The organism is Roseobacter sp. OBYS 0001 (assembly GCF_019654895.1).
In the GTDB taxonomy this organism is placed as follows: Bacteria; Pseudomonadota; Alphaproteobacteria; order Rhodobacterales; family Rhodobacteraceae; genus Roseobacter; species Roseobacter litoralis.
The window spans coordinates 61,767-86,961 of the sequence record NZ_BPES01000007.1 but is presented as its reverse complement, the minus strand read 5'-3'; the positions used below and the strand labels follow the sequence as shown (position 1 = coordinate 86,961).

30 protein-coding genes are annotated in these 25,195 nt (G+C 56.9%); 12 read left to right on the top strand and 18 right to left on the bottom strand.

Annotation, left to right across the window (positions count from 1 at the left end; all coding sequences use genetic code 11):
* Window positions 1-11: 11 nt before the first annotated feature.
* A complete protein-coding gene (locus tag K5Q35_RS14665; protein ID WP_013962588.1) occupies window positions 12-236 on the bottom strand; it encodes a DUF1150 family protein in 225 nt (74 codons plus the stop codon).
* 4 nt (window positions 237-240) lie between these two features.
* Window positions 241-654, bottom strand: a complete 414-nt coding sequence (locus tag K5Q35_RS14660) for an Hsp20 family protein (protein WP_013962589.1) — start codon at window positions 652-654, stop codon at window positions 241-243.
* 159 nt (window positions 655-813) lie between these two features.
* On the opposite strand from K5Q35_RS14660, the gene K5Q35_RS14655 reads away from it, so the two are divergent.
* From K5Q35_RS14655 to K5Q35_RS14645, 3 genes are all read left to right on the top strand, one after another.
* Window positions 814-1,038 carry a YdcH family protein gene (locus K5Q35_RS14655; RefSeq protein ID WP_013962590.1) on the top strand — a complete coding sequence of 75 codons (225 nt, stop codon included), beginning with the start codon at window positions 814-816 and terminating at the stop codon, window positions 1,036-1,038.
* 81 nt (window positions 1,039-1,119) lie between these two features.
* Window positions 1,120-1,608, top strand: a complete 489-nt coding sequence (gene purE / locus K5Q35_RS14650; protein WP_013962591.1) for a 5-(carboxyamino)imidazole ribonucleotide mutase — start codon at window positions 1,120-1,122, stop codon at window positions 1,606-1,608.
* Window positions 1,601-2,668 carry a 5-(carboxyamino)imidazole ribonucleotide synthase gene (locus K5Q35_RS14645; protein ID WP_220800085.1) on the top strand — a complete coding sequence of 356 codons (1,068 nt, stop codon included), beginning with the start codon at window positions 1,601-1,603 and terminating at the stop codon, window positions 2,666-2,668. Before purE ends, K5Q35_RS14645 begins: the two co-directional genes overlap by 8 nt.
* 4 nt (window positions 2,669-2,672) lie before the next feature.
* Here the strand turns inward: K5Q35_RS14645 and K5Q35_RS14640 are convergent, their stop codons facing one another.
* Both K5Q35_RS14640 and K5Q35_RS14635 read right to left on the bottom strand, forming a co-directional pair.
* On the bottom strand, window positions 2,673-3,818 hold the full coding sequence (locus K5Q35_RS14640) for an alpha-D-ribose 1-methylphosphonate 5-triphosphate diphosphatase (protein WP_259650547.1): 1,146 nt from the start codon (window positions 3,816-3,818) through the stop codon (window positions 2,673-2,675).
* On the bottom strand, window positions 3,805-4,602 hold the full coding sequence (locus tag K5Q35_RS14635) for an esterase/lipase family protein (RefSeq protein ID WP_374758629.1): 798 nt from the start codon (window positions 4,600-4,602) through the stop codon (window positions 3,805-3,807). Before K5Q35_RS14635 ends, K5Q35_RS14640 begins: the two co-directional genes overlap by 14 nt.
* Window positions 4,603-4,674: 72 nt before the next feature.
* Between K5Q35_RS14635 and K5Q35_RS14630 the strand changes: the two genes are divergently transcribed.
* On the top strand, window positions 4,675-5,130 hold the full coding sequence (locus tag K5Q35_RS14630) for an NUDIX domain-containing protein (protein WP_220800083.1): 456 nt from the start codon (window positions 4,675-4,677) through the stop codon (window positions 5,128-5,130).
* On the opposite strand, the gene K5Q35_RS14625 is transcribed toward K5Q35_RS14630, so the two are convergent.
* From K5Q35_RS14625 to K5Q35_RS14610, 4 genes are all read right to left on the bottom strand, one after another.
* On the bottom strand, window positions 5,096-5,944 hold the full coding sequence (locus tag K5Q35_RS14625) for a DMT family transporter (protein WP_220800082.1): 849 nt from the start codon (window positions 5,942-5,944) through the stop codon (window positions 5,096-5,098). The genes K5Q35_RS14630 and K5Q35_RS14625 overlap by 35 nt on opposite strands.
* Before the next feature lie 246 nt (window positions 5,945-6,190).
* Window positions 6,191-7,834, bottom strand: a complete 1,644-nt coding sequence (groL, locus tag K5Q35_RS14620; protein ID WP_013962597.1) for a chaperonin GroEL — start codon at window positions 7,832-7,834, stop codon at window positions 6,191-6,193.
* A gap of 54 nt (window positions 7,835-7,888) precedes the next feature.
* On the bottom strand, window positions 7,889-8,200 hold the full coding sequence (locus K5Q35_RS14615) for a co-chaperone GroES (protein WP_013962598.1): 312 nt from the start codon (window positions 8,198-8,200) through the stop codon (window positions 7,889-7,891).
* A 182-nt stretch (window positions 8,201-8,382) separates the two neighbouring features.
* Window positions 8,383-9,051: a DUF2161 domain-containing phosphodiesterase gene (locus tag K5Q35_RS14610; RefSeq protein WP_013962599.1), complete on the bottom strand. Its 669-nt coding sequence runs from the start codon at window positions 9,049-9,051 to the stop codon at window positions 8,383-8,385.
* A gap of 318 nt (window positions 9,052-9,369) precedes the next feature.
* Here K5Q35_RS14610 and K5Q35_RS14605 point away from each other — a divergent pair, with 318 nt between their 5' ends.
* From K5Q35_RS14605 to K5Q35_RS14580, 6 genes are all read left to right on the top strand, one after another.
* A complete protein-coding gene (locus K5Q35_RS14605) occupies window positions 9,370-10,290 on the top strand; it encodes a manganese-dependent inorganic pyrophosphatase (RefSeq protein WP_220800081.1) in 921 nt (306 codons plus the stop codon).
* A gap of 87 nt (window positions 10,291-10,377) precedes the next feature.
* Window positions 10,378-11,250 carry a TIGR01459 family HAD-type hydrolase gene (locus tag K5Q35_RS14600; protein WP_220800080.1) on the top strand — a complete coding sequence of 291 codons (873 nt, stop codon included), beginning with the start codon at window positions 10,378-10,380 and terminating at the stop codon, window positions 11,248-11,250.
* Window positions 11,251-11,339: 89 nt separating this feature from the next.
* Window positions 11,340-11,783, top strand: a complete 444-nt coding sequence (locus K5Q35_RS14595) for a MaoC family dehydratase (RefSeq protein ID WP_011569617.1) — start codon at window positions 11,340-11,342, stop codon at window positions 11,781-11,783.
* A 60-nt stretch (window positions 11,784-11,843) separates the two neighbouring features.
* Complete coding sequence (locus tag K5Q35_RS14590) at window positions 11,844-12,776, top strand: bifunctional riboflavin kinase/FAD synthetase (protein ID WP_220800079.1); 933 nt, start codon at window positions 11,844-11,846, stop codon at window positions 12,774-12,776.
* Window positions 12,773-13,243, top strand: a complete 471-nt coding sequence (locus tag K5Q35_RS14585; RefSeq protein WP_220800078.1) for a YcgN family cysteine cluster protein — start codon at window positions 12,773-12,775, stop codon at window positions 13,241-13,243. Before K5Q35_RS14590 ends, K5Q35_RS14585 begins: the two co-directional genes overlap by 4 nt.
* Window positions 13,243-14,280 (top strand): low specificity L-threonine aldolase, encoded by a 1,038-nt coding sequence (locus K5Q35_RS14580; protein WP_220800077.1) that lies wholly within the window; start codon window positions 13,243-13,245, stop codon window positions 14,278-14,280. Before K5Q35_RS14585 ends, K5Q35_RS14580 begins: the two co-directional genes overlap by 1 nt.
* On the opposite strand, the gene K5Q35_RS14575 is transcribed toward K5Q35_RS14580, so the two are convergent.
* Both K5Q35_RS14575 and K5Q35_RS14570 read right to left on the bottom strand, forming a co-directional pair.
* The gene (locus K5Q35_RS14575; protein ID WP_220800076.1) at window positions 14,266-15,048 is read right to left on the bottom strand and encodes an alpha/beta fold hydrolase; all 783 of its coding nucleotides are present in this window, start codon (window positions 15,046-15,048) and stop codon (window positions 14,266-14,268) included. The genes K5Q35_RS14580 and K5Q35_RS14575 overlap by 15 nt on opposite strands.
* Window positions 15,045-15,644, bottom strand: a complete 600-nt coding sequence (locus tag K5Q35_RS14570) for a 2-hydroxychromene-2-carboxylate isomerase (RefSeq protein WP_220800075.1) — start codon at window positions 15,642-15,644, stop codon at window positions 15,045-15,047. The genes K5Q35_RS14575 and K5Q35_RS14570 overlap by 4 nt, the downstream gene beginning before the upstream one ends.
* Before the next feature lie 114 nt (window positions 15,645-15,758).
* Here K5Q35_RS14570 and K5Q35_RS14565 point away from each other — a divergent pair, with 114 nt between their 5' ends.
* Window positions 15,759-16,778: a ribose-phosphate pyrophosphokinase gene (locus K5Q35_RS14565; RefSeq protein WP_013962607.1), complete on the top strand. Its 1,020-nt coding sequence runs from the start codon at window positions 15,759-15,761 to the stop codon at window positions 16,776-16,778.
* Between the two features lie 21 nt (window positions 16,779-16,799).
* Here K5Q35_RS14565 and K5Q35_RS14560 read toward each other — a convergent pair whose 3' ends face one another.
* From K5Q35_RS14560 to K5Q35_RS14525, 8 genes are all read right to left on the bottom strand, one after another.
* Window positions 16,800-17,375, bottom strand: coding sequence for a hypothetical protein (locus K5Q35_RS14560; RefSeq protein WP_220800074.1), 576 nt, complete (start codon window positions 17,373-17,375; stop codon window positions 16,800-16,802).
* Window positions 17,376-17,560: 185 nt separating this feature from the next.
* On the bottom strand, window positions 17,561-18,184 hold the full coding sequence (locus K5Q35_RS14555; RefSeq protein ID WP_220800073.1) for a LysE family translocator: 624 nt from the start codon (window positions 18,182-18,184) through the stop codon (window positions 17,561-17,563).
* A 188-nt stretch (window positions 18,185-18,372) separates the two neighbouring features.
* Entirely contained in the window at window positions 18,373-18,789 is a 417-nt protein-coding gene (locus K5Q35_RS14550; RefSeq protein WP_013962610.1) for a F0F1 ATP synthase subunit epsilon, read from the bottom strand.
* Window positions 18,790-18,801: 12 nt separating this feature from the next.
* The gene (gene atpD, locus K5Q35_RS14545) at window positions 18,802-20,226 is read right to left on the bottom strand and encodes a F0F1 ATP synthase subunit beta (protein ID WP_013962611.1); all 1,425 of its coding nucleotides are present in this window, start codon (window positions 20,224-20,226) and stop codon (window positions 18,802-18,804) included.
* A 19-nt stretch (window positions 20,227-20,245) separates the two neighbouring features.
* Window positions 20,246-21,121: a F0F1 ATP synthase subunit gamma gene (locus K5Q35_RS14540; RefSeq protein WP_220800072.1), complete on the bottom strand. Its 876-nt coding sequence runs from the start codon at window positions 21,119-21,121 to the stop codon at window positions 20,246-20,248.
* Window positions 21,122-21,135: 14 nt separating this feature from the next.
* The gene (gene atpA, locus K5Q35_RS14535) at window positions 21,136-22,674 is read right to left on the bottom strand and encodes a F0F1 ATP synthase subunit alpha (protein ID WP_013962613.1); all 1,539 of its coding nucleotides are present in this window, start codon (window positions 22,672-22,674) and stop codon (window positions 21,136-21,138) included.
* Window positions 22,675-23,235, bottom strand: a complete 561-nt coding sequence (locus K5Q35_RS14530) for a F0F1 ATP synthase subunit delta (protein WP_013962614.1) — start codon at window positions 23,233-23,235, stop codon at window positions 22,675-22,677.
* Window positions 23,236-23,522: 287 nt separating this feature from the next.
* Window positions 23,523-24,257, bottom strand: coding sequence for a hypothetical protein (locus K5Q35_RS14525; RefSeq protein ID WP_013962615.1), 735 nt, complete (start codon window positions 24,255-24,257; stop codon window positions 23,523-23,525).
* Between the two features lie 63 nt (window positions 24,258-24,320).
* Between K5Q35_RS14525 and gloB the strand changes: the two genes are divergently transcribed.
* Entirely contained in the window at window positions 24,321-25,088 is a 768-nt protein-coding gene (gloB, locus tag K5Q35_RS14520) for a hydroxyacylglutathione hydrolase (protein ID WP_220800071.1), read from the top strand.
* Window positions 25,089-25,195: the final 107 nt, after the last annotated feature.

Sequence of the window (25,195 nt, the reverse complement as noted above, 5' to 3'; positions counted from 1 at the left end):
ATCGCCGTGCGTTAGTGCACAGGCACCGGCGCATAATCATTCTGGCGCGCGAGCACAAAGGCCAGTTTTCTGTCCGCGACAAGCGCCAATTGCTGCCCGTCACTGTCATGAACCGCATAAAGCTGTTCAAGTCCTTCGATCTTGCCCTGCACTTCGGTCGGCAGATCGCTGACATCAACTGCTTTGACGTAAACGATACGGTTGTCCCGTGTTGATGTTTCAAACGGCTCCTGCATGGTCTTACCCCTTTTTGATGTTGATGGTCTGAACGACGGTTGGTGTTTTTTCGCGGCTGAGGTCCAGATGAAGCAGACCGTTTTCCATCACGGCCTCCCCTACATCCACACCTTCCGCCAGCACAAAGCTGCGTTGAAATTGCCGTGCGGCAATGCCTCTGTGCAAGAACACACGCCCTTCGCTGTCATCTGTCTGCCGCCCCCGGATGACCAACTGGCGGTCCTCAACGGTGATCGACAGATCGTTCTCGGAAAAACCGGCAACGGCCAATGTGATGCGGTATGAAAACTCCGACGTCTGTTCGATGTTAAACGGCGGATACCCTTCGTTGCCTGATTTCGCAGTGCGTTCCAGCAAACGTTCCAGTTGTTCAAATCCCAACATATGTGGGTATGAAGCCAGCGTCATTTTTGTCATGCGACACGTCCTTTTAGGATTAAGCGACAGTCAGCGCCGGCCCCTTTAAGGCGACCGACAATAATGAATATGGGAAGGCTTGCCGCGCAAAGCAAGGGCTATGCGCTCAAAGGGTTATCGCTTAATGTGAAATCAGACAATTAACGGAATCACAGCCCTATGAACGCGCCCACCGATCTGTCGATGAAAACGGATGAAGTCCTGCGGGTGGAGCTTGCCGTTTTTCGCCGTGAGCACCGCGATCTAGACGATGCAATTCATGCGCTTGCTGAGCAGGCAACTGCGGATCAGCTGACCCTGCAACGTCTGAAAAAGCGCAAGCTGCTGTTGAAAGATATCATCGCGCGGATCGAAGACCGTCTGACCCCGGATATCATCGCCTGAGGCGCGCCCGGTGCATTGCGCACCCCATCCGTTTGATTATAGTCCGGATCTAGCAATATCAGGCGCAAGGGGCCCTTTCACATGACACTTCCCTCTGTCGGAATAATTATGGGCAGCCAGTCGGATTGGCCGACCCTGCGTGAGGCCGCACTGGTGCTGGATGATCTCGGCGTTGCGTATGAAAAACGTATCGTTTCGGCCCATCGCACACCGGATCGACTGTGGGACTATGGCGTGAACGCTGTGGACCGGGGGTTGCAGGTGATCATCGCCGGTGCCGGTGGTGCGGCCCATTTGCCGGGCATGATGGCGTCAAAAACACGCGTGCCGGTCATCGGTGTCCCCGTGCAGACACAGGCCCTTTCCGGTGTTGATTCGCTCTATTCGATCCTGCAAATGCCGCGCGGCTATCCGGTCGCGACCATGGCCATCGGCGCCGCCGGTGCCAAGAACGCAGGGCTGATGGCCGCTGGAATCCTTGCATTGCATGATGCTGAGCTCGCGGCGCGTCTGGACGCATGGCGCGCTGCACTTTCTGCCTCCATCCCTGAGGAACCTGTTGATGAATGAACCCTTGAAGACCGGATCCACCATCGGAATCCTTGGTGGTGGGCAGCTGGGCCGGATGCTGGCCGTGGCGGCGTCCCGTCTTGGCCTCAAGACGCATATCTTTGAGCCCGGTTCTGAGCCCCCCGCCAGCCACACTGCCCACCGGCTCACAACGGCAGCTTACAGTGACACTGAGGCGTTGATCGCATTTGCCCGCTCGGTCGATGTGGTCACATATGAGTTCGAGAACATCCCGACCGAAGCGCTGGATACGATCGAGGCCATCACCCCGATAAGACCGGGGCGCGAAGCCTTGCGCGTCAGTCAGGACCGCCTGATCGAAAAGGCATATCTTGAGGGTCTGGGCCTGCAGGTAGCACCCTTTGCACCCGTGCATGATGCCGAAAGCCTGCAAAAGGCGGTCCATCAGATCGGCACCCCCTCAATCCTCAAAACATGCCGCTTCGGCTATGATGGTAAAGGACAGGCCAAGCTGAACACGCCCGAGGATCAATCCGCAGCACTGGCGGCGATGGCGGATCAACCTGCCGTGCTCGAAGGGTTTGTAACCTTCAGTCGCGAAGTCTCAGTCATCGCCGCGCGCAGCGTCAATGGTGATGTGGCCTGTTTCGACCCCGGCGAAAACATCCACAAAGACGGCATTCTGCACACGACAACCGTCCCTGCATCCCTTAGCGCAGCACAGCGCACAGACGCGGTGTTGATGGCGGCCAAGATATTGAACGCCCTCGATTATGTTGGCGTGCTGGGGGTTGAGCTTTTTGTGACGCCCCAAGGTCTGATCGTGAATGAAATCGCGCCACGGGTGCATAATTCAGGGCATTGGACGCAAAACGGCTGCGCCATCGACCAGTTTGAGCAGCATATCCGCGCCATCGCAGGCTGGCCTTTGGGCGACGGGACGCGCCATTCGGATGTGGTCATGGAAAACCTGATCGGCGATGATATGGACCGCGTCGCAGAAATTGCACGGGAAAGCGGCGCAGCCTTACATCTTTATGGCAAGGCTGACGTCAAACCGGGGCGCAAAATGGGCCATGTGAACCGTATCGCGTCCTGATCACTCAGGCCGCGAAAAAGCGGGTCGCGACATCGCCTGCCATATGGCTGATCCGCCCTTTGACCAGTGTCGCCGCCACGCGCCGGGTTTCGCTGTCAAGGATCACCAGATCAGCGCGTTTTCCGGGCGACAGCACGCCGCGATCCTCAAGCCCCAGAACCTTTGCGGGACCGGATGACACAAGCCCCCACGCATCGGCAAAAGAGGCAAGCCCGGTTTTCGCAAGCATCAGCGCCGCGCGCCGCGGACTGGGATAATGGTAATCTGACGCGATGGCATCACACAGGCCAAGCGCGATCAGATCAACGGCGCTGGCGTTGCCCTTGTGTGAGCCCCCGCGCACCACATTCGGTGCGCCCAGAACCACAAGGTCACCCTTGGCTTTCGCGGCCTCCGCCGCCTCAAGCGTTTCGGGGAATTCGGCGATATGCGCACCGCGATTATGCCAGTCATCGCGTGTTGGTTTTTGCGCATCGTCATGGCTGCCCATGCGGATACCCTGCGCGCTCAGTTGCGCACAAAGTCCATCCAGCGCCACTGGCACATCGTCTGAGTGCGCATGCAAATCCATCATCATCTGAAAATGCACATCCGGGTTACGCCCGGCCTTGAGCGCCTGCCCGACCATGCGTGGCGGTTGACGACCCTGCGCCAAACGCGCATGCGGCAAGTGATCGTTGAAAACGATGTATTCAACGCCCCACTGCATCATCTTTTCCGGAATATCCGGATAAAGATCGAGCAAATGGGTCTCCAGCCGCAATTGCGCCCGCAGGTCCGTGACCAGCTTGGGCGCCGTCTCCTTTATCGCAAGAAACACCTGATCTGCGAAGGTGAGACCGCGCAAACCGCCCTCCCAACTCACAAATTGCGCCAGTACCCCCGTCGTGATCCCATTGGCGGCCAGTTCGGTTTCCGTGGCAATCAACCCTTCGGCCATTTCCTTCATCGCGCCACGACGCGGCGCGAGGTGACGTTCAAAACCGTCGCCATGCACGTCGATGATACCCGGCAGCACCATATAGCCGCTGAGGTCCACGTCACGGCCCGCCCCTTGCGCGCAGATCATGCCATCACTCACGCAAAGCGGATCAGTATGCATGCCCGCCGGACCCAGCACGTCGCCGCCGACAAATCTAAGGTCTTCCAATCTGATCCCCCACACCCGGCACGCAGCTGCCATCCGGACAGCCCAGTTGATCCAGTATCGTGTCAAACCACGTAATGCTCTGATCAAAAGCGCCTGTGTTCAGAAACGCCATGACCTGTCCAATGACCGTCGGGCTGTTCATCATGAAGGTATGTGTGACAGGCAGAATGATGTGATCCTTCATGCCCGTCACACGCGTTGAATAGACGGCGACCTTGCCGTCATCCGCGCCGGGCAAGAGCGTCGAAAAATACGGGTTGATCGTCTGATCCCCGGCGATGACGCCCAATTCAAACGTCACAGATGGCAAGCTGCGTGGCAGATCATTCGGACCGGTGCCGAGCTGCTCTCCGGCTGGGCCGTTGATCCAGCCAAAGGCCTCGATATCGTCAAAGGCATCGACCACCTCGCTGCCTTGATTGGGCGGGCCAAGCATCACGACGCGGCCAATCCTGTCCGAGCCGACCTCGGCGGCCCATTGGCGCAGCAAAATGCCACCCATCGAATGGGTCACAAAATCGACACGGGGCACATCACCGCAGGCGGCAACCGCATCCGGCAGGGTTCTCGCAACCAGTTCTTCGACAGGTGCTTCGGTTGAGGGGTATCCGGGGCGCACCACGCGGTAGTTTTCTGAGGCGAGGGCCGCCTCCATCAGCGCAAAGGAAAGCTCGGTTCGGGCCAACCCATGCAGCAAGACGACACATCGGTTTTGCACCTGCGCCACGCCGAGCGTCGCCCAAAAGGTTGCCATCACCAAAACAGAAAAGAACACGCGTTTCATAGGCTGTCAGATAGAGCTATTGTGCCCCATTAAAAAGGACGACGTAACGCTATTTGACAGGAAATTGCACGAATGCGACCAAAATCACCAAGAATTGCTGCACGCGCGATCATTACGAAGGACAATCGTATTCTGCTGGTAAACGCCTGGCCTGATGGCAAAAGCACGCTGCTTTGTGCCCCCGGTGGTGGTGTGCATGTGGGAACCTCTCTGCCGCAGAACCTTGCGCGCGAGGTTTACGAGGAAACAGGCTTGCGCATTGAGGTCGGCGCCCCCTGTCTGGTCAACGAGTTTCACGACCCCGATACGGGCTTTCACCAGATCGAGGTGTTCTTTCGGTGCACCTTGTCAGGCAGCGACACGATTGACCCCGACTGGCATGATCCCGAAAACATCGTGTCAAAGTGGGTTTGGGCCTCACAAGCGGACATGAAAAACCACAGGATCAAGCCGGATAGCCTGCCTCAGGTGGCGTTCGGGGGCGAGTTCGCGTTCAGCTACGATCCCTTGGAGACGATTGTTTTGTGACCGCCAGACCAATGCCGGCAACAACAAGCGCCGCCGCCACTGCAATTTCGAGGCTGAGGCGTTCATTCAGCACGAGCGCCCCGGCGAGGATCGCAATGATCGGCACGCTCAGTTGAACGACCGCAGCCACGCTTTGCTGCAGGTTCGGCAAGACACTGTACCACAGCGCATAGCCCAGACCGGAGGTCAGCGCCCCGCATAGGACCGCCAGTAAAACGCCAATGCCCGAAGCCTGTTCGATAAACGCGAAGGTCAGGATAAATAAAAACGGCAGGCAAATCAGAAAGTTCGCAGCCGTCGCTGCCAGCGGGTTGGCTTCGGCTTTGCCGCTGATCGTATAGGCGGCCCAGCCAAGCCCGGCACAGATCATACTGGCAGCCCCCATTATCCCGCCGCTGTCACCCGGTTCCGGCCAGAGCGCGACAACCAGCCCCAGAAAGGCAATCCCCGCGCCAATCAACTGGCGCAGGGTCGGTGTGACGCCATAGACAGCCCCGTAGGTGAACATGGAAATCTGCACTACACCAAAGAGGATGAGCGCGCCAAGACCCGCATCAAGCGTGATATAAGCCACTGAAAAGCCGATCATATAGATGCAAAGACTGGCGGCTCCAATCAGGCGCGCACGGCCGCGTATTGGTACCGACGCCCCTTTCATCAGAACCAGAGCACATAGCAACGCCGCCCCGGCAAGAACCCGGATCAAAGCAAAGCTGACCGGATCAATATACCCCGGTTCAATCGCCATACGCGTCAGGATGGAATTTGAAGCGAATGCGAGCATCGTAAAACTGGTTACAAGAAACAAGCGCATGTCTATTCCTTACTGGTGAACCTGCGGTCCGTTGATGCGCATTTGCATTGGCAACTGCATATATTGGAAGCAAATCAAGGGGAAGAGTGGGAAAGGGTTGCCTGCCGACCAACTGCTGGCGTTTGCACAGAACCCACCATTCACACGCTATTTCGACATAGATCGACCGAACGCATGCGTTGAACAAAAAAGAGGCCCGCCATAACTGGCGAGCCCCGGTAACTCATACCGCAAGGTATGGCATGATTACATCATGCCGCCCATGCCGCCCATGTCGGGCATGCCGCCGCCTGGTGCTGCACCCTCTTTCGCGGGCTTATCTGCAACCATGGCTTCGGTTGTGATCAACAGACCTGCGATAGATGCCGCGTCCTGCAGAGCAGTCCGAACAACTTTCGCCGGGTCAATCACACCAAACGCGAACATGTCACCATATTCTTCAGTCTGGGCGTTGAAGCCGAACTTCAGGTCGTCGCTTTCACGGATTTTGCCTGCAACGACGGAACCGTCGACGCCTGCGTTTTCCGCGATCTGACGCAGAGGTGCTTCGAGCGCCTTGCGCACGATGCTGATGCCAACGTTCTGGTCGTTGTTGTCACCGGTCAGACCCTCAAGGTGCTTGCCAGCCTGAACCAGCGCAACACCACCGCCAACGACGATGCCTTCTTGTACAGCAGCGCGTGTGGCGTTCAGGGCGTCATCGACGCGGTCTTTACGCTCTTTCACTTCTACTTCGGTCATGCCGCCAACGCGGATCACAGCAACACCGCCTGCCAGTTTGGCAACACGTTCCTGCAGCTTTTCACGATCGTAGTCAGATGTGGTTTCTTCGATCTGTGTACGGATCTGGGAAACACGCGCCTGAATTTCGGCCTTCTCACCAGCGCCATCAACGATTGTTGTTTCGTCTTTGGTGATCTGGATCTTCTTGGCAGAACCCAGCATGTCCATTGTGACGGACTCAAGCTTCATGCCCAGATCTTCGGAGATGACCTGACCGCCTGTGAGGATCGCGATGTCCTGCAACATGGCTTTGCGGCGATCGCCGAAACCAGGTGCTTTGACAGCTGCGATTTTCAGACCGCCGCGCAGTTTGTTGACAACAAGAGTTGCCAGCGCTTCGCCTTCCACGTCCTCAGCAATAATGAGGAGCGGTTTTTGCGACTGGATGACCTGCTCGAGCAGGGGAACCATTGGCTGGAGAGACGACAGTTTCTTTTCGTGCAACAGCACGATGCAGTCTTCCAGCTCTGTGGTCATTTTGTCGGCGTTGGTGACAAAGTAAGGGGAGAGGTAGCCACGGTCGAACTGCATGCCCTCGACCACGTCTGTCTCTGTTTCCAGACCTTTGTTTTCCTCGACGGTGATAACACCTTCGTTGCCAACTTTTTGCATCGCATCAGCGATCTGCTGACCGATTTCAGCTTCGCCGTTGGCCGAGATCGTGCCGACCTGTGCAACTTCTGCGCTGTCGCTGACTTCACGCGAGGCTTCTTTGATCGCAGCAACGACTTTGACTGTCGCCAGATCAATACCGCGCTTGAGGTCCATCGGGTTCATGCCAGCGGCAACCGACTTCAGGCCTTCTTTGACGATCGCCTGAGCCAGAACAGTCGCGGTTGTTGTACCGTCGCCTGCTTCGTCGTTGGTGCGGGAAGCGACTTCCTTCACCATCTGTGCGCCCATGTTTTCGAACTTGTCTTCCAGTTCGATTTCTTTCGCCACGGATACACCATCTTTGGTGATGCGCGGTGCGCCGAAAGATTTGTCCAGAACGACGTTACGGCCTTTTGGGCCAAGTGTAACTTTAACCGCGTCGGCCAGGATGTTTACACCCCTGAGCATACGGTTACGGGCATCGGTGTCGAATTTGACGTCCTTAGCAGCCATTTTTGTTCTCCGTTTATAAAATTGTTCAGCGTTGGATCAGACGATCCGGGGCTTTCAGGCCGCCTTGGCTTCTGCCGCGGCTGCGATGATCCCGAGGATGTCGCTCTCTTTCATGATCAACAGTTCTTCCCCATCGAGGGTAACTTCTGTTCCGGACCATTTGCCGAAGAGGATTGTGTCACCTTCGGATACGGCCATCTCGATCAATTCGCCGCTGTCTTTGCGCGCGCCTTCGCCGCAGGCAACAACTACGCCCTCTGCCGGCTTTTCTTTTGCGCTTTCGGGGATGATCAATCCGCCGGAAGTTTTCTCTTCGCTTTCAACGCGGCGCACCAAAACACGGTCATGAAGTGGTTTGAATGTCATCTTTGCAGCTCCTTAAGGCTCAAAGTTTCTCCCAGACGGCATCCTCATTTCTCCGGGGTGCCGCCGTTATCACTCTTTGTGTTCGAGTGCTAACGACGTGTAGTTAGGGACCCGCGCGAGCCGAGTCAACAGCGACATATGCAAAATTTTCTCCAGACCACGCACTTCAGCTTTCTTATAGCTCAGTCGCCCAGAACCCGGGGTGTCAACGCCACGGCCTCCGCCCCAGCAGAGGTCAGGCCATAGACACCTGTGGCGACTTTTTCGAACCAGTGATAGTGGTCGTCCCGCATGATACGCGTTGCATTCACGACCCCTGTTTCCCGCGCAACTTCCGCCCCTTTGGACGCGCCGGCCTCGAACAGATAAAGCGCGATCTTGGTGGCATCCTGACGATAGGCGGTAATCAACCCTGCGCGCGTTTGCCCCCCCTCATTCGGATCACCCTTGCGTTTTGCAAATTCGCGCAGCAATGCGTTTTGGCGCTTCTTCGATTTGCGTGGCTTGTAGGGTCCGGGGTCGCAATGCACCTCAACCAGACCATCAGACAGGCGCACCGTGATGACGCCGAGCGACAAACGCCGCGCCAAGGTAACATTCTCTTTCAGCGATCTGGCAAACCGCTTGCCAGTCAACCTTGGAACCGCAAGGTACACATCATCCGTCACCGCCTGCCGCGCGATGCATTGATGAAATAGCGTCAATGCAAAACCCGTTTTCATTTCCACGACAACTGGTGCTTCACCCCCGCGCAATGCAACCACGTCAACGGCACCGATTTCGGATTTGACCTCATATCCCTGCCCTTCCAGAAAGGATTTTATCGGCGGATACAATTCAGTCTCTCGCATGTTTCTCCTTGCGACACATGACATGCGCCTGCGTACGCCCATCATGGCTGATGGCACCAATACCAGCCACGTCCATCACAGATGGATTGCACACAATACCGCCCCTTTCAACTTTGCGCGACCCGCTGTTGAGTGGTTTCCCTCTGTTTCTGACCCGCGCGCTGCATTTAAACAATCGCGTCACCGTTAAGGCGCTGATCATGCGTGCCGAACATACCCGCCAGCAAAATGCCGCAGCGCAGCACGAACGGGGTGACAAGCCGCCGGACAGTGTTATAAGGCGCGCAACACTCAAATTGCGTATGAATGGATCACCTCATGACAACCCTCGTTTTTGGCCACAAATCCCCTGACACCGACAGCACCGGATCCCCTATCATCTGGTCGTGGTACCTCAACACCATCAAGGGAACAGAGGCCAAGCCGGTTCTGCTGGGGGAACCAAACACCGAAGCGCTCTTTATGTTGGACCACTGGTCGCTCGATAAGCCGGACATCATTTCGGAATTGGCAAGCGATACGCCCGTTGTCATCGTTGACACCAACAACCCCGCTGAGCTGCCTGACAACATTAACGACGCAGATATCACGCAGATCATCGATCACCATAAACTCGTCGGCGGCCTTGAAACCAAGGGTCCGATTGATATCAGAATTGAACCGCTGGCCTGCACCGCGACCCTGATGTGGAAGATGATTGGCAAGGACATGGCCCAGATGCCGACGTCGATCAAAGGCGCGATGCTGTCCTGTATCCTGTCAGACACACTCGAATTCCGCAGCCCCACCACGACGCAGGAAGACAAGGCCATCGCCCATGATCTGGCCAAAGAGCTGGGCGTCGATATCGCGACCTACGCAAGCGAGATGTTCGCCGCGAAATCCGACGTCTCCGCCTTTTCCGAGGCCGAACTGCTGCGTATGGACAGCAAGGAATACGCCGTCGGCGGTAAGCAATTCCGTGTCTCCGTGCTGGAAACCACGTCGCCCGCACAGGTCCTTGATCGCAAGGATGCGCTGATGGCCGCAATGCCCGGTGTCGCCAAAGAGGACAGCGCAGACGAGGTTCTGTTGTTCGTCGTGGACATCCTCAATGAAGAAGCAACGCTTCTGGTCCCGAACGACACAGTGAAAACCGTCGCGGAAAAGAGCTTTGGCGCAACGGTCAATGCGGATACGGTCGTCCTGCCCGGCATCATGAGCCGCAAGAAACAGATCATTCCGAACCTGAAAGTCTGATCACAGGGCCGCGCGCCTTTCACTTGTCGGCCAGCGTCGGTTCGCCCGCGCTGGCCGCCAGTCTTTTTATCTGCAAAGGATCTGACCATGACACGCATTATTTCGGCCCTTTCGGATATATCGGCGCAGTATGACGCGCTTTTCGTCGACCTCTGGGGCTGTGTCCATAACGGTGTGCAGGCCCTGCCCGAAGCGGTCGCGGCCTTGCAGGAATACCGCGCGCAGGGGGGCAAGGTCGTGCTTGTCACCAACTCGCCCCGCCCGCGTGCCGGTGTTCAGAAACAGCTTACCCATTTTGGCGTGCCGGACGATTCCTGGGACACGATCGCGACCTCGGGTGACAGCGCGCGCGCCGCTCTTTATCGCGGTGTCGTGGGTCAGAAGGTCTGGCACATCGGCCCACCCACGGATCTGAAGTTTTTCGAACCACTGCACCTGTCGGAGACCCCGGTCGATATCGAACGCGTCGCGCTTAACGAAGCCGAAGGTATGGTTTGCACCGGCCCCTTCGACAGTCTGGCCGACCCTGCGGTGATGCGCCCGCAGTTTCTGATGGCCAAGCAGCTTGGGCTGAAACTGCTCTGCGCAAACCCCGATATCATTGTTGATCGTGGCGAGACGCGCGAATGGTGTGCCGGGGCGCTCGCCAAGCTGTACGAGGAAATGGGCGGAGAGAGCCTGTATTTCGGCAAACCGCATCCGCCGATCTATGATCTGGCGCGCCGCCGTCTGGCCGAGTTGAACGTCGATATCCCCGACGGTCGCATTCTGGCCATCGGCGATGGCGTTCTGACAGACATCGCGGGGGCCATGGGCGAAGATATTGATTCTCTGTTCATTTCAGGCGGATTGGCAGCGCGGGAAACCAAAACCGTGCAACAGCCCGATGCGCAAGCCCTTGAAACCTACCTGAATAACGAAAAATCCAACCCAACCTTCACAATCGGCTTCCTGCGCTGAAGTCTTTTTGCTTGATTTTCTGCGCGCGCAAAGTAATAAAGTTTCAAGACTTATCGCTTAGCTGTTAGAAAATTACCGGAAGGGTCATCATGTTGGACAATCTGCCACGCGGAACAATCTGCATTGAAGACATTGAAATGGGCATGTCGCGCCACCTGAACAAGGTTGTGACCGATGAAGATATCGAGATGTTCGCGCAGATCTCAACCGACCGTAACCCGGTGCATCTTGATGATGATTACGCCCGCGACACGATTTTCGAGGGTCGCATCGCGCACGGTATGCTGACCGCAGGTCTGATTTCAGCCGTGATCGGGGAACAATTGCCCGGGCACGGCACGGTCTATCTGGGGCAATCGCTCAAGTTCCTCGCGCCCGTGCGTCCCGGCGATATGGTCTACGCAGAGGTCAAGGTCATTGACATCGACCCCGCAAAACGCCGGGTCAAAATGGAGTGTCACTGCGCGGTTGATGGCAAAAAGGTGCTGGTCGGCGAAGCGACCGTGATGGCGCCTTCACGCAAGTTCGACTAAGCATCACGCGCACCCCGCACGGCGCTTGCGTGTTTTCACGCTGCGGGCTACGCAGGGCGCATGAAAATACTGCGCGATTATCAATTTGTTGAACCCGAGCATCGTGGCGCAAGCGCTGCCGTTGGAAATTTTGACGGCGTGCACCTTGGGCATCAATCCGTTATCGACCTTGCGCGCAGCGTCGCGCCGGATGCGCCTTTGGGCATCTTGACGTTTGAGCCACACCCGCGCGCGTTTTTTGCCCCCGACGCACCGCCGTTCAGGCTGATGAGCCGCGAGGCCCGCGCCAGCCGGTTGGACAAGCTCGGTGTGGATATCCTGTACGAAGTGAACTTCAACGCCGCCCTCGCCAGCCTGACCCCGGAAGACTTCGCCGCGCGCGTCATCCATGAGGGGTTCGGGTTGAAACATGTCATCGTCGGCGCGGATTTCTGCTTTGGCAAAGGGCGCAGCGGGACGGCTGATGACCTCAAGCGTTTCGGCCAAAGCTTGGGTTTTGACGTCACGGTTGCACCTTTGATGGCACGTTCCGACATCACCGTGTCCTCGACGGCCATCCGCAGCGCGCTGAGTGCGGGCAAGCCGCGTGAGGCCGCCGAGATGCTTGGCCACTGGCACCGGATCGAAGGCCCTGTGATCGGCGGAGAACAACGCGGCCGTGAACTTGGCTATCCGACCGCGAATATGTCGATTGACGGGCTGCATCCCCCGGCCTTTGGTGTTTATGCTGTGCTGGTTGACGTGCTCGACGGGGCGCATGCGGGCAGCTATCACGGCGTTGCCTCAATGGGCGTGCGCCCCATGTTTGGCGAAAACCGCCCCAATCTGGAAACCTTCATCTTCGACTTTTCGGGCGATCTTTACGGCACGCCCTTGTCGGTTGCATTGGTGGAACATCTGCGGCCCGAACTCAAATTCGACGGGCTGGATGCGCTGATTGCGCAAATGGATCAGGACAGCATCGCCGCGCGCACTATTCTGGGCGCTTTATGAGCGACCCGATTGACCGCAAGGGCCTCAAGGATCGCTATTGGGAGCGCAAGCCGCTGTCCGCGATGAACCAGCGCGAGTGGGAGGCGCTGTGCGATGGATGCGGGAAATGCTGCCTGAACAAACTTGAGGACGAAGACACCGGCGAGGTGGCCCTCACGCGCATTGCCTGCCGTCTGCTGGATGATGACAGCTGCCGCTGCGCGCATTATGAAAACCGGCACCAATTCGTGCCCGACTGCATTGTTCTCAAACCTGACAATCTCGACACCCACGCCTATTGGATGCCCGAAACCTGCGCCTATCGCCTCTTGTGGCAAGGCGATGCGCTGCCTGACTGGCACCCGTTGATCACAGGCACAGCGCAATCCGTCCATGACGCGGGCATCTCAGTGCGCGGCATCACGCTGAGCGAATTCGATGTCCCGCAGGACGAATGGGAAGAACATATCATTGAGGAGCCGTCCTGATGTATCTCGCCTCTGACAACACCGGCCCCGCACACCCGCAGGTGATGGAACATGTCCTGGCCGCCAATGAAGGCTACGCCATGCCCTACGGCGCGGACCCGATCATGGAACGCGTGCGCGACAGGGTGCGCGATGTCTTTGAAGCCCCGGATGCGGCGGTCTATCTGGTCGCCACCGGAACAGCAGCCAATGCGCTGGCGCTGGCGTGCTATGGTCAGCCGTGGCAGACGGTTTTCTGCTCACCGGTGGCGCATATCCACGAGGATGAATGCAACGCGCCTGAATTTTACAGCGCGGGCAGCAAACTCACGCTCGTGCCCGGTTCGGACAAGATGACACCGGATGCGCTGCGCGCATCAATCGAAACAGAGGAAAGCCGCGGCGTGCACGGGCCGCAGCGCGGTCCCGTCTCGATCACACAGGTCACGGAACGCGGCGGTGTCTACACCCTTGATGAGATTAGCGCCCTCACGGATGTTGCAGAACACTATGGTCTACCCGTGCATCTGGACGGCGCACGGTTTGCAAATGCCATGGTGGCGCTGGAATGTTCGGCTGCTGAAATGACGTGGAAACGCGGCGTCGATGTTGTCAGCTTTGGGGGTACGAAAAACGGCTGTATGGGGGTGGAGGCCGTTGTTTTCTTTGACCCTGACAAAGCCTGGGAATTCGAATTGCGCCGAAAACGGGGTGCGCATCTTTTCTCAAAACACCGCTTTTTATCTGCCCAGATGCAGGGGTATCTGAAAAACGATATCTGGCTGGATATGGCGCGCCAATCCAATGCGCGCGCCGCACAGCTCAGCGCGGGGTTGGTGGAAAAAGGCGCGCATTTCCTCCATGCACCTGACGCCAATATGATTTTCGCAAGCTTTCCACGCCAGATACACCAACGCCTGCATGACGCGGGCGCGAAGTATTACATCTGGTCCGGAAATCTGGAGGGGGACGACCCGGACGCGTTGCTCGCCGCCCGCCTCGTCTGTGATTGGTCCCTGAGCGAAGCACACATCACTGAGTTCCTAAGCCACTTTTAGAAACGACAGGAGCGCTTGCCCGACGGCTTCAGGGTGTGTGATCGGCGACATATGCCCGGCCCCTGCAATCGTCACGCTGCGCGCATCGGGCAAACGGTGCGCCAGCGCATCGACGATCGAACCCGCGATTTCCGGACTTTGTGCCCCCTTGATCAGCAACACCGGCATCCGCGCCCGCGCCAAGCGCCCGGGCGCAAGAAGCGCATGGCTATCGTCAAGAATGGCAGCATGCTGTGCAGGGATAAGATGCATACGGTCGGTCATATAGCGCCGGGTCGCAGCTGGAATATCCGCCCACGCAACGCCACTGCCCCAAAGCCGGTTGAACGCACGGGCCGCATCCTCCCAATCGCCCTTGTGCAGCGCCGCTTCATAGGGTTTTGAAACATGCATGAACCGTGCCAGCGCGTCCGGCGCATCCACTTTGGTGACCGCAAAGAAGACGGGTTCGATGAGGGTCAGCGATCTGACCATTTCCGGCCGCGACACAGCCAGCAACAGTGCAACGACAGCCCCGTAGGAATGGCCAATCACATCGACCGGTTCAGTGAGATATGGCGCGGCATCACTGAGCGACAGGGCGGTTAAATCACGTTGCTTGTCCCACGCGAGGCTGGTTCCGTGCCCCGGAAGATCAATCGCGGTCAGGGACAGTTTTTCCCCGATGCCCTGCCCCAAACCCCGCCACGCGCCAGAATGCGCGAGGCTGCAATGGATGGCCAGCGCTTTGCGCGCCCCGTCACCAAAACGTCTTGTACCTGCGCTCACATTTTTCCCGCAAGCACCGCATCCAGATCGTCAATCCGGTCCTGCCCCCAGAAACGCTGATCACGATCCGTGATGTAAAAGGGGGAGCCAAACACGCCCCGTTCCACCGCCTCTTCGAGATTGGCCGCGTATGTTTCGGCCCCCTCAAGCAAGCCGCTGTCCGCAAGAGCTGGGTCAAACCCGGCCTCGGAGAGACAGCTGCGCACCACGCCGTCCTCGGCAATGTCCTTGTTCTCGGCCCAGACGGCACGCGTAATCGCGAACATAAGCTTGCCGAGATCGCCGCCCCCTGCGTTTTGTGCCGCGATGAACGCGTAGGACGACGGCGCACCATTGGTGGGCCAATGCGCAGGCTTGAGGTTGAAGGCAAGATCCAGCTTGGTGGCTTGGCGCACCAGCTCCTGCGCGCGGTATTCCACACGGCTGGCGTGCCGGTCTTTTGGCGCTGTCCCGCCTGTGCGCGCGAAAAGCGCCATAATGTCGAGCGGTTTGTAGGTAATCGTCGCGTTGTGTTTTGCCGCAACCTCTTCGGCGCGATTCCCGGCCAAGTAGGCATAGGGCGACAGTGTTGAGAAAAACAAATCGATATGTGCCATTTTTACGTTTCCTTGTGGCCTTGGGTTCTTTGCCGATTGGTAAGGCCGTGTTAGGTGAAGTCAACATCACGAATCTGTCACAATTCCCTCTTCCTAATCTCGGAAACACCTCCCATGCCACATGTCCAAGAACCCAAGCTGATCTCTGGAAATGCAAATATGCCCCTTGCACAAGGTATCGCGCGACGCATGAGCATGCACCGCGGCGTTCCTGTCGGACTGGTGGACGCTCGGGTTGAGCGGTTCAACGACGGTGAAATTTTTGTCGAAGTGTTCGAGAACGTGCGTGGCGAGGATATGTTCATCCTGCAGTCAACGTCCAACCCAGCCAATGACAACCTGATGGAATTGTTGATCATGGCAGATGCCCTGCGACGCTCTTCAGCGGCGCGGGTCACAGCGGTACTGCCCTATTTCGGCTATGCACGGCAAGACCGCCGCACAAAAGCACGCACACCCATCACCGCCAAACTCGTTGCCAACATGCTGGTCGGGACAGGTATCGAACGGGTCTTGACCATGGATCTGCATGCCGCGCAAATTCAGGGGTTTTTCGATATTCCGGTCGATAACCTTTATGCCTCACCGATTTTCGCCCTTGATATCAAAAGCGAGTTCAAAGGCCGGATGGATGAGCTCATGATCGTATCGCCTGACGTCGGGGGCGTGGCCCGCGCCCGTGAATTGGCCAAACGGATCAATTCCCCCCTCGCGATCGTGGACAAGCGGCGTGAAAAGCCGGGCGAGATTGCAGAAATGAAAGTAATCGGCGACGTTACGGGGAAAACCTGCATCATTGTGGATGATATGTGCGATACGGCCGGTACGCTTTGCAAGGCAGCGCAGGTTCTGATCGAGCATGGCGCGAACGAAGTGCATTCCTATATCACGCATGGCATCATGTCCGGCCCAGCCGTCGAACGTGTGACAAACTCGGTGATGAAATCGCTGGTGATCACAGACACCATCGCCCCCACAGATGCGGTCAAGGCCGCCCCCAACATCAGGATTGTACCAACGGCGCCTGTCTTTGCGCAGGCCATTCTGAATATCTGGAATGGGACATCTGTGTCATCTCTGTTCGAAGCTGAAACGCTTGGCCCGATTTATGATGGGATGTATGCGGCTGAATAAAGCTTCGGGACCGGCGTCGGTTTAATCCGGGGCCGGGCCGCCCTTGCGCTCCAGCTTGGCCTGGTACTTGCGTTCAAGAACAAGCTGCTGCGGCTCCCAGAAATAGCGTTGATCGTCCAGCGTTGGCGACCAATAAAGCAAACCACCCCTGCGCCATGGGTCCAATACGACGCCGTCGTTCATCGTGTCGCCCCGCGCGCTGATGATTGCCGTGCTGTGGTCGATCCGAAGCTCACTACCTTCTGCAATCGCGCGGTGCATTTCAAGTGTCTGAAAACCTTCAGCATTCAAGCGCTTTTGGATATCCTCAGCCCAATGCACGCACAACCCACGCGCGCGCCAACCATTATTGACCTTTGCGTTGTGGATGATCGGGTTGTCGGTGACGTTATACTCTTCGGCCAGCTGCAATGAATAGGTATAGGCAATAAAAGCAGCGCGGTCTGCCTCAGCGGGGTCAACTTCGGGGCTGAGGTTGCGAATCTCACGGGCGAGCATGTTTATATCGTCTTGCGTCACGTCTCTGGGAGCGGGTGAGCAAGCGGCCAGAAGAACAGCCACCCCTATCACAGTTACGAAAGAAAAAACCCGCGTCATGTCTTGCCTCATTGGTCTGAACACAACGACAGGCTACGGTATTCACCGCCAGAGCGCAGCCGCAAAGTGAATATGAGCACGTAGAATTGACCTATCGGTCGCGTGTTCTTTATTGCCTTAGTTAATGGCCATGTTGCGGGACAAAGCCCCCTTTCGCTGCGGGTGCGCCAACAGCTGATTATCGGCTAACTCGATGGGATCGAGCGATAGCCTTTGATCACCATAGCGACGCCGACGCCCGTTAAACCCAAGCCACTAAGAAAATCTCCGCTGAGCCAGCGTGATGTGGTTTTTTTAACGGCGGCGGTCGTTAATAGCGCATAGGTTAGGATGGACAAAGCATCCAAAACGATGAAGATCCCGCCATAAACTGCACCTTGAAGAGAGACGTTGTGTTCCGGTGAAATGAAAGCTGGAAAGAGTGCAACGAAGAATACGATGGCTTTGGGATTGGTCACACATGCAAAGAAACCCGCCCAAAAGGTAGCTTTGTCTGACGGGGTCGGCGCATAATCCGCTGGTTTCCCAATATTCTTAAACGCAGTCCGTGCCATCCAAAGGATGAAAATTCCGCCAAGAATTTGAAGGAACGGCAGGATCAGTTCGGACAATGCAACCAGCGCGGTAAGGCCCACAACCGCCACAGTGACATGAACCATCGTGCCAAGTGCGTCGCCTGCAACCGCCACATAGGCGGCCCTTGGTCCATGTCGGAGGGCCTGCGCGGTGGCAAATGCCACTGAAGGTCCGGGCACCGCCAAAAAGACAAGAGTCGTCGTCAGAAAAGCCAAGAAAAGTATCGGGTCCATAGGTCAAGTCCACTCATCACTGATTGGTTAATCAGCACATTATCAACTGATTGAGCTGTGTCGAGCTTAAACAAACTGCCCTTTGTTCCCTGCCCAGCATCGGTCAAAGTGGGCTAGAAGCTGACCGTCGCGACAAAAAAAAGGCCCCGCAGATCAGCGAGGCCTTTACAGTATTCTACCCGAAGCGATCAGAGTGTGATGTGGTCACCGACTGCGACCATATCCGCCAACAATTTGGCCGCATCATCGACTGGGCCAGGTTCGTTCGAGAAGGCCTCTTTGGCCTTGGCAAGCGCTTCTTCGGCTTCTTTCACCATCGCGTCATGATCCGCCTTGGTGACTTCCGTCTTAGGGATTGCACGCTCGGCCAGAACAGAAATACTGCTTGCGGTGATTTCAGCGAAACCGCCTGTGACGACGTATTCCGACGTACCATCAGGGCCTTCGGTCACCAGCAGGCCGGGGCGCAGGGTGGTGATGGTCGGCGCATGGTCAGGCATCGCTGTCATGTCGCCATCGGCACCCGGAATCTGCACTGCCGTCACCTGCACGGAGGCAAGCAAACGTTCAGGCGAGACGAGGTCGAATTGGACTGTATCTGCCATTGATCAGGCTCCTTAAGCGGCGTCTGCCGCCATTTGTTCAGCTTTCGCTTTCACTTCTTCGATGCCACCGACCATGTAGAACGCACCTTCGGGCAAGTGGTCATACTCGCCAGCCACAACCGCTTTGAAGCTCTCGATTGTCTCGGTCAAAGGAACCTGCTTACCGTCAGAACCGGTAAAGACCTTCGCAACGTCGAACGGCTGGGACAGGAAGCGCTGGATTTTCCGGGCACGGGCCACGGTCAGTTTGTCTTCTTCGCTCAATTCGTCCATGCCAAGGATCGCGATAATGTCCTGAAGCGATTTGTAGCGTTGCAGAATACCCTGCACGTCACGCGCCACATTGTAATGCTCCTCCCCCAAAACCTGCGGGTCCATCAAACGTGATGTGGAATCGAGCGGGTCAACCGCCGGATAGATGCCGAGTTCGGAGATCGCACGCGACAGAACCGTTGTCGCATCAAGGTGCGCAAAGGACGTTGCAGGCGCGGGGTCGGTCAAGTCATCCGCAGGCACGTAAACCGCTTGCACGGAGGTAATCGATCCCGCCTTGGTGGATGTGATGCGTTCCTGCATCTGGCCCATGTCGGTGGCCAGTGTCGGCTGATAGCCCACAGCGGAGGGGATACGACCCAAGAGAGCGGAAACCTCGGAACCCGCTTGCGTAAAGCGGAAGATGTTATCCACGAAGAACAGAACGTCGGTACCGGACTGGTCGCGGAACTGTTCTGCCAAGGTCAGGCCCGTCAAAGCCACACGCATACGCGCACCGGGAGGTTCGTTCATCTGGCCGTAGACCAGCGCCACTTTGGACTCGGTCAGGTTGTCAGGAACAATAACAGCGGATTCGATCATCTCGTGGTAAAGGTCGTTGCCTTCACGGGTCCGCTCCCCCACGCCGGCGAATACGGAAAAGCCCGAGTGCACTTTGGCGATGTTGTTGATGAGTTCCATGATGAGAACGGTTTTACCAACGCCGGCACCCCCGAACAGACCAATCTTACCGCCCTTTGCGTAAGGGGCCAGAAGGTCAATCACCTTGATGCCGGTTTCCAGCACTTCGGAGGATGTGGATTGTTCGGCGAAAGCCGGTGCTTCCTGGTGGATTGAACGTTTCTCGTCCGATTCAACCGGGCCCTTTTCGTCAATGGGCTCGCCCACGACGTTCATGATGCGACCCAAGGTTGCGTTCCCTACCGGGATCGAAATCGGGCCATCGGTGTCGGTCACAGTCTGACCGCGGACCAACCCTTCTGTCGCGTCCATCGCGATGGCACGTACGGTGTTTTCACCAAGGTGCTGTGCCACTTCGAGCACCAGACGGTTGCCATTGTTGTCTGTTTCCAGAGCGTTCAGAATCTCCGGCAGGTGATCCCCGAACTGAACGTCAACGACCGCGCCGATGACTTGTGTGATTTTGCCGACTGCATTTGCCATGTCGTTTCTCCGATTTGTTCTACAGCGCTTCCGCGCCGGAAATGATTTCGATCAACTCGTTTGTGATGACGGCCTGACGTGAACGGTTGTACTCGATGGTCAGGTTGTCGATCATCTCGCCCGCGTTGCGCGTCGCGTTGTCCATTGCAGACATCCTTGCGCCTTGCTCGGATGCGCCGTTTTCGAGCAGTGCCGAGAATATCTGCGTCGCGACACCGCGTGGCAGCAGATCAGCCAGAACGGCCTCTTCATCCGGCTCGTAATCGAACAGTGTCGAGGCCTCATCGCCCTCTTGCTCTTCGAATTTGGCCGGGATGATTTGCTGCGCTGTCGGGATCTGGCTGACAACATTCACGAACTTCGCATAGAAGATCGTCGCCACGTCAAATTCGCCCACATCAAAGCGGTTCAACACATCTTTTGCGATGCCTTGCGCGTCAACATAGCTGACACGCTTGATCTCGGTGAGATCAACGTGCCCAATGAAAAGTGAGCCGAGTTCGCGTTTAAGTTGATCACGCCCTTTTTTGCCGACCGTAAGGATTTTGACTTCCTTACCTTCACCCTGCAGCTTTTGGGCATGCGCACGGGCCAGCTTGGCGATGTTGGTGTTGAAACCACCACACAGTCCGCGCTCGGAGGTCATGACGATCAACAGCTGAACCTTGTCGCTGCCCGTACCGGACAGCAACTTCGGAGCGGAATCAGACCCGCCAACCGAAGACGCCAACCCTGCCATGACCGCGTTGAAGCGCTCGGTGTAGGGACGCGATTGCTCCGCCGCTTCCTGCGCGCGGCGCAGTTTCGCCGCGGCCACCATTTGCATGGCTTTGGTGATCTTGCGGGTCGATTTGACCGACGCGATCCTGTTTTTGAGATCCTTGAGATTAGGCATTGCCTTGGGTCCCCTTACGCGAAGTCAGAGGCGAATTCACTTATCGCAGCTTTAAGCTTGTCTGCCGCATCACCCTTGATCTTGGGATCATCGTTGGTAATCCAATCAAGCACATCGCTCTTCTTGGCGCGCATGAAGTTCAGCAACCCGGTTTCAAAACGGCCCACGTCTTTGACGTCGACTTTGTCGAGGAAGCCATTGGTTCCTGCGAAAATGACGCATACGATCTCGGCGTTTGTCAAAGGCGAATACTGCGACTGCTTCATCAACTCGGTCAGGCGCGCGCCACGGGCAAGCAGCTGCTGAGTAGACGCGTCGAGGTCGGACCCGAACTGCGCGAAGGCCGCCATTTCACGGTACTGAGCCAAGGACAACTTGACCGGTCCAGCAACAGAAGACATCGCCGATGTTTGCGCCGAGGATCCAACCCGCGATACCGAAAGACCGGTGTTCACCGCTGGGCGGATACCCTGATAAAACAGTTCAGTTTCGAGGAAGATCTGACCATCCGTGATCGAAATCACGTTTGTCGGAATAAAGGCCGAAACGTCACCACCTTGGGTTTCGATGATCGGCAGAGCTGTCAGCGAGCCATTGCCCGCCGCATCACCAAGTTTAGCGGACCGTTCAAGCAAACGGGAGTGAAGATAGAAAACATCACCGGGATAAGCTTCACGGCCCGGTGGACGGCGCAGCAACAGGGACATCTGGCGATAGGAAACCGCCTGTTTGCTGAGGTCATCATACACGATCAGCGCGTGGCGGCCATTATCGCGGAAATGCTCAGCCATCGATGTTGCGGAATAAGGCGCAAGGAACTGCATCGGTGCAGGCTCGGAAGCTGTCGCGGCCACAACGATGGAATAGTTGATGGCGCCGGTTTCTTCGAGTTTCTTGACCAACTGCGCAACAGTCGAGCGCTTCTGACCAATCGCAACGTATACGCAGTAGAGTTTCTTGCTCTCGTCGTCGCCCGCAGCGTCATTATAGGACTTCTGGTTCAGGATCGCGTCCAGAGCAACGGCGGTTTTGCCGGTCTGACGGTCACCAATGATCAACTCACGCTGACCACGGCCAATCGGGATCATCGAATCGACGGCCTTGAGACCAGTCGCCATCGGCTCATGCACCGATTTACGCGGGATGATGCCCGGCGCTTTGACGTCCGCAACAGAGGATGTCTTGGCGTTGATCGGACCTTTGCCGTCAATCGGATTGCCGAGGCCATCGACCACACGGCCCAAAAGCTCGTCACCGGTCGGCACGGACACGATCGAGTTCGTGCGCTTGACGGTGTCACCTTCTTTGATGTCCCGGTCGGAGCCGAAAATAACCACACCGACGTTGTCGGACTCAAGGTTCAGCGCCATGCCCTGAATACCACCGGGGAATTCGACCATTTCACCAGCCTGAACATTGTCCAGCCCGTAGACCCGCGCGATCCCGTCACCGACGGAAAGCACACGACCAACCTCGGCCACTTCAGCTTCTTGACCGAAATTCTTGATCTGGTCCTTCAGGATCGCAGAAATTTCTGCTGCTTGGATACCCATTTATCCGACCTCTTTCATTGCATTCTGGAGGGAATTCAGTTTCGAGCGGATTGACGTATCAATCATGCGCGAACCGACTTTAACGACGAGACCGCCGATGAGGCTTTCATCAACGGACGCATTCAATGTGACAGTTTTGCCTGTGGAGGCTTTGAGCGTTTTGGCCAGCTTATCGGCCTGTGTTTTCGTCAGCGCTTTGGCCGAGACCACATCGGCGGTTACTTCGCCTTTATCCTCTGCGATGATCGCACGCAGCGTGGACAGCAGTTGAGGGACAACGAACAGTCTCCGCTTCTGAGCCATCAGGGACAATGTGCTCGCCATTGTCGTGCTCAGCCCCATTTTTGATGCAAGCGCCGTAATAGCGGCTTCCTGCTCTTCTCTGGTGTAGATTGGAGAACTCAACAAAGCACCGAAATCAGCGCTTTCTGAAAGTGCGCTTTGCAAGACGTTTATATCATCTTCCAGCGATTTTACTGATTTTGAGTCTTTTGCAATATCATAGACAGCCGTTGCATAACGCGCAGCAATGCTAGTGGAAATCGAAGCTGGTTCTGACACGTCCACCCTTCCGATGTTCTGGTCCCGACGTACGCGCAACAACCGCGAGGTCTAAGAAGTTGGTGCGGTCAAAGTTGCCTCTAACCGACGAAATCAGCGGTGATGTAGCAGAGGAGGTTCCACCCCGCAACATGTCTTAGCATTTGTTCATTTCAGCGGTTTTCCCATGTTTTCAGGTGCTTGGCTAAAGTGCGACGGTTTGGCCCGGCAAAAAGTTTCGTTTTTGCGAGGTAAAGCAGGTCAGATTGCGATTCTGCAGTGCCGAAACTTTCATCAGTTGATGTAAATCAGACTGGTTTGACGGACGGTTTCAAAACACTAACCGGGGCGACGCGACGTTTTGGTTCAACTTTGCCCTTCGGTGGGTAGACCAGTTTGGTCGCCTCGACCATGAAAGCACCGCTGGCAATAAATGTCGGCATGCGGCGTCCGATTTTCTCAAGTGCCGCGCCTGATTTCATCCACAACCGTTGCGATGATGGCACCTGATAAAGCGCGCCGAGGTGACGTTCAGGTAAAAACTGATGTTTGCGCAGCTGTGTTTCAAGCTGGCTGGTCGAATAGGGTCTTCCATAGCCAAAAGGCGTGCGGTCGCGCCGCGCCCACAACCCCGCTCGGTTCGGCACAATAAATAAGGCGCGCCCGCCGGGACCCAGCACCCTCCAGCATTCCTCTAGCAGATCGGAGGCCCGTTCCGACGTCTCAAGACCGTGCAGCAAAACCAGCTTGTCGACATGACCGGTTTCGATGGGCCAGGCGACTTCTTCGGTCAGCACAGAGACATTGGGCAAGCCCGACGGCCATGGCATGACCCCTTGGGGGCCCGGCATCAAGGCCATCACCCGGCGCGCGTCTTTGAGATAAGGGCGCAACAAGGGCGCAGCAAAACCGAACCCAACCACGGTCTGCCCCTTCGCCTCGGGCCAGATTTCCATCATTCTGCTGCGCAAAGACATCTGCGCCGCCCGCCCCAGAGCACTGCGGTAGTAGAAATTTCGCAGGTCCTGTACGTCCAGATGCATTGCAGGCAGCCTCGTGATCGGTCACTCTTGTAACCAGTGTCGCAAAGCCGGAGGAAAATGACCATGCCCCTTGAGATCCTGACCATTCCCTGCCTGAGCGATAACTACGCTTATCTTGTGCATGATGATGCGACAGGACAAACGGCATTGATTGATGTTCCTGAGGCGGATGCGATCCTCAAGGTGCTGGCGGACAGGCAATGGCACTTGTCCGAGGTCTGGATCACGCACCATCATGCAGACCATGTTCAGGGCCTTGCCGACGTTCTAACTGCGCATCCCGCCAAAGTTCGGGGCGCGGCGGACGATTCGCACCGGTTGCCAGCATTGGACTTTGCGTTGGGCGACGGCGAAAGTTTTGATTTCGCGGGCCACGAGGTAAGGGTGATGGATGTATCCGGCCACACCATCGGACACATTGCGTACTATTGTGCGGACGCCAAGGCTGTGTTCACCGCTGACAGCCTGATGGCGTTGGGCTGTGGGCGCCTGTTTGAGGGTACAGCAGATCAGATGTGGAAAAGCCTGAGCAAACTCGCCGCATTGCCGCCCGATACGCAGATATACTCAGGTCATGAATACACCGCCGCCAACGCTAGGTTTGCGTTAACCATTGACCCGCATAATTCTGACCTTATATCGCGATCACAGGGCATAGCGGCGTCGCGCACGGCGGGAAAGCCCACAGTTCCATCAAGCTTGGCGACAGAAGCCGCGACAAACCCCTTTCTGCGCGCCGCCGACCCGACCATCCGCGCGCACTTGAATATGCAGCACGCGAGCGACAGCGAAGTTTTTGCTGAAATTCGAGCCCGCAAAGACGCATTCTAACGCCCACAACGTGACCGGAACGCAGCCGGAATCGCAAATTGTGAATGGAAAAATGAAGAAAAAACTTGAAGCTGCGCTACGATCAACCAAACTCTAACTTAATGAGG

Excerpts from the sequence above, each read along its gene's own strand:
- K5Q35_RS14665 (WP_013962588.1), bottom strand. The coding sequence starts at position 236 with ATGCAGGAGCCGTTTGAAACATCAACACGGGACAACCGTATCGTTTAC.
- K5Q35_RS14660 (WP_013962589.1), bottom strand. The coding sequence starts at position 654 with ATGACAAAAATGACGCTGGCTTCATACCCACATATGTTGGGATTTGAA.
- K5Q35_RS14655 (WP_013962590.1), top strand. The coding sequence starts at position 814 with ATGAACGCGCCCACCGATCTGTCGATGAAAACGGATGAAGTCCTGCGG.
- purE (WP_013962591.1), top strand. The coding sequence starts at position 1,120 with ATGACACTTCCCTCTGTCGGAATAATTATGGGCAGCCAGTCGGATTGG.
- K5Q35_RS14645 (WP_220800085.1), top strand. The coding sequence starts at position 1,601 with ATGAATGAACCCTTGAAGACCGGATCCACCATCGGAATCCTTGGTGGT.
- K5Q35_RS14635 (WP_374758629.1), bottom strand. The coding sequence starts at position 4,602 with ATGAAACGCGTGTTCTTTTCTGTTTTGGTGATGGCAACCTTTTGGGCG.
- K5Q35_RS14630 (WP_220800083.1), top strand. The coding sequence starts at position 4,675 with ATGCGACCAAAATCACCAAGAATTGCTGCACGCGCGATCATTACGAAG.
- K5Q35_RS14625 (WP_220800082.1), bottom strand. The coding sequence starts at position 5,944 with ATGCGCTTGTTTCTTGTAACCAGTTTTACGATGCTCGCATTCGCTTCA.
- groL (WP_013962597.1), bottom strand. The coding sequence starts at position 7,834 with ATGGCTGCTAAGGACGTCAAATTCGACACCGATGCCCGTAACCGTATG.
- K5Q35_RS14615 (WP_013962598.1), bottom strand. The coding sequence starts at position 8,200 with ATGACATTCAAACCACTTCATGACCGTGTTTTGGTGCGCCGCGTTGAA.
- K5Q35_RS14610 (WP_013962599.1), bottom strand. The coding sequence starts at position 9,051 with ATGCGAGAGACTGAATTGTATCCGCCGATAAAATCCTTTCTGGAAGGG.
- K5Q35_RS14605 (WP_220800081.1), top strand. The coding sequence starts at position 9,370 with ATGACAACCCTCGTTTTTGGCCACAAATCCCCTGACACCGACAGCACC.
- K5Q35_RS14600 (WP_220800080.1), top strand. The coding sequence starts at position 10,378 with ATGACACGCATTATTTCGGCCCTTTCGGATATATCGGCGCAGTATGAC.
- K5Q35_RS14595 (WP_011569617.1), top strand. The coding sequence starts at position 11,340 with ATGTTGGACAATCTGCCACGCGGAACAATCTGCATTGAAGACATTGAA.
- K5Q35_RS14590 (WP_220800079.1), top strand. The coding sequence starts at position 11,844 with ATGAAAATACTGCGCGATTATCAATTTGTTGAACCCGAGCATCGTGGC.
- K5Q35_RS14585 (WP_220800078.1), top strand. The coding sequence starts at position 12,773 with ATGAGCGACCCGATTGACCGCAAGGGCCTCAAGGATCGCTATTGGGAG.
- K5Q35_RS14580 (WP_220800077.1), top strand. The coding sequence starts at position 13,243 with ATGTATCTCGCCTCTGACAACACCGGCCCCGCACACCCGCAGGTGATG.
- K5Q35_RS14570 (WP_220800075.1), bottom strand. The coding sequence starts at position 15,644 with ATGGCACATATCGATTTGTTTTTCTCAACACTGTCGCCCTATGCCTAC.
- K5Q35_RS14565 (WP_013962607.1), top strand. The coding sequence starts at position 15,759 with ATGCCACATGTCCAAGAACCCAAGCTGATCTCTGGAAATGCAAATATG.
- K5Q35_RS14560 (WP_220800074.1), bottom strand. The coding sequence starts at position 17,375 with ATGACGCGGGTTTTTTCTTTCGTAACTGTGATAGGGGTGGCTGTTCTT.
- K5Q35_RS14555 (WP_220800073.1), bottom strand. The coding sequence starts at position 18,184 with ATGGACCCGATACTTTTCTTGGCTTTTCTGACGACGACTCTTGTCTTT.
- K5Q35_RS14550 (WP_013962610.1), bottom strand. The coding sequence starts at position 18,789 with ATGGCAGATACAGTCCAATTCGACCTCGTCTCGCCTGAACGTTTGCTT.
- atpD (WP_013962611.1), bottom strand. The coding sequence starts at position 20,226 with ATGGCAAATGCAGTCGGCAAAATCACACAAGTCATCGGCGCGGTCGTT.
- K5Q35_RS14540 (WP_220800072.1), bottom strand. The coding sequence starts at position 21,121 with ATGCCTAATCTCAAGGATCTCAAAAACAGGATCGCGTCGGTCAAATCG.
- atpA (WP_013962613.1), bottom strand. The coding sequence starts at position 22,674 with ATGGGTATCCAAGCAGCAGAAATTTCTGCGATCCTGAAGGACCAGATC.
- K5Q35_RS14525 (WP_013962615.1), bottom strand. The coding sequence starts at position 24,257 with ATGCATCTGGACGTACAGGACCTGCGAAATTTCTACTACCGCAGTGCT.
- gloB (WP_220800071.1), top strand. The coding sequence starts at position 24,321 with ATGCCCCTTGAGATCCTGACCATTCCCTGCCTGAGCGATAACTACGCT.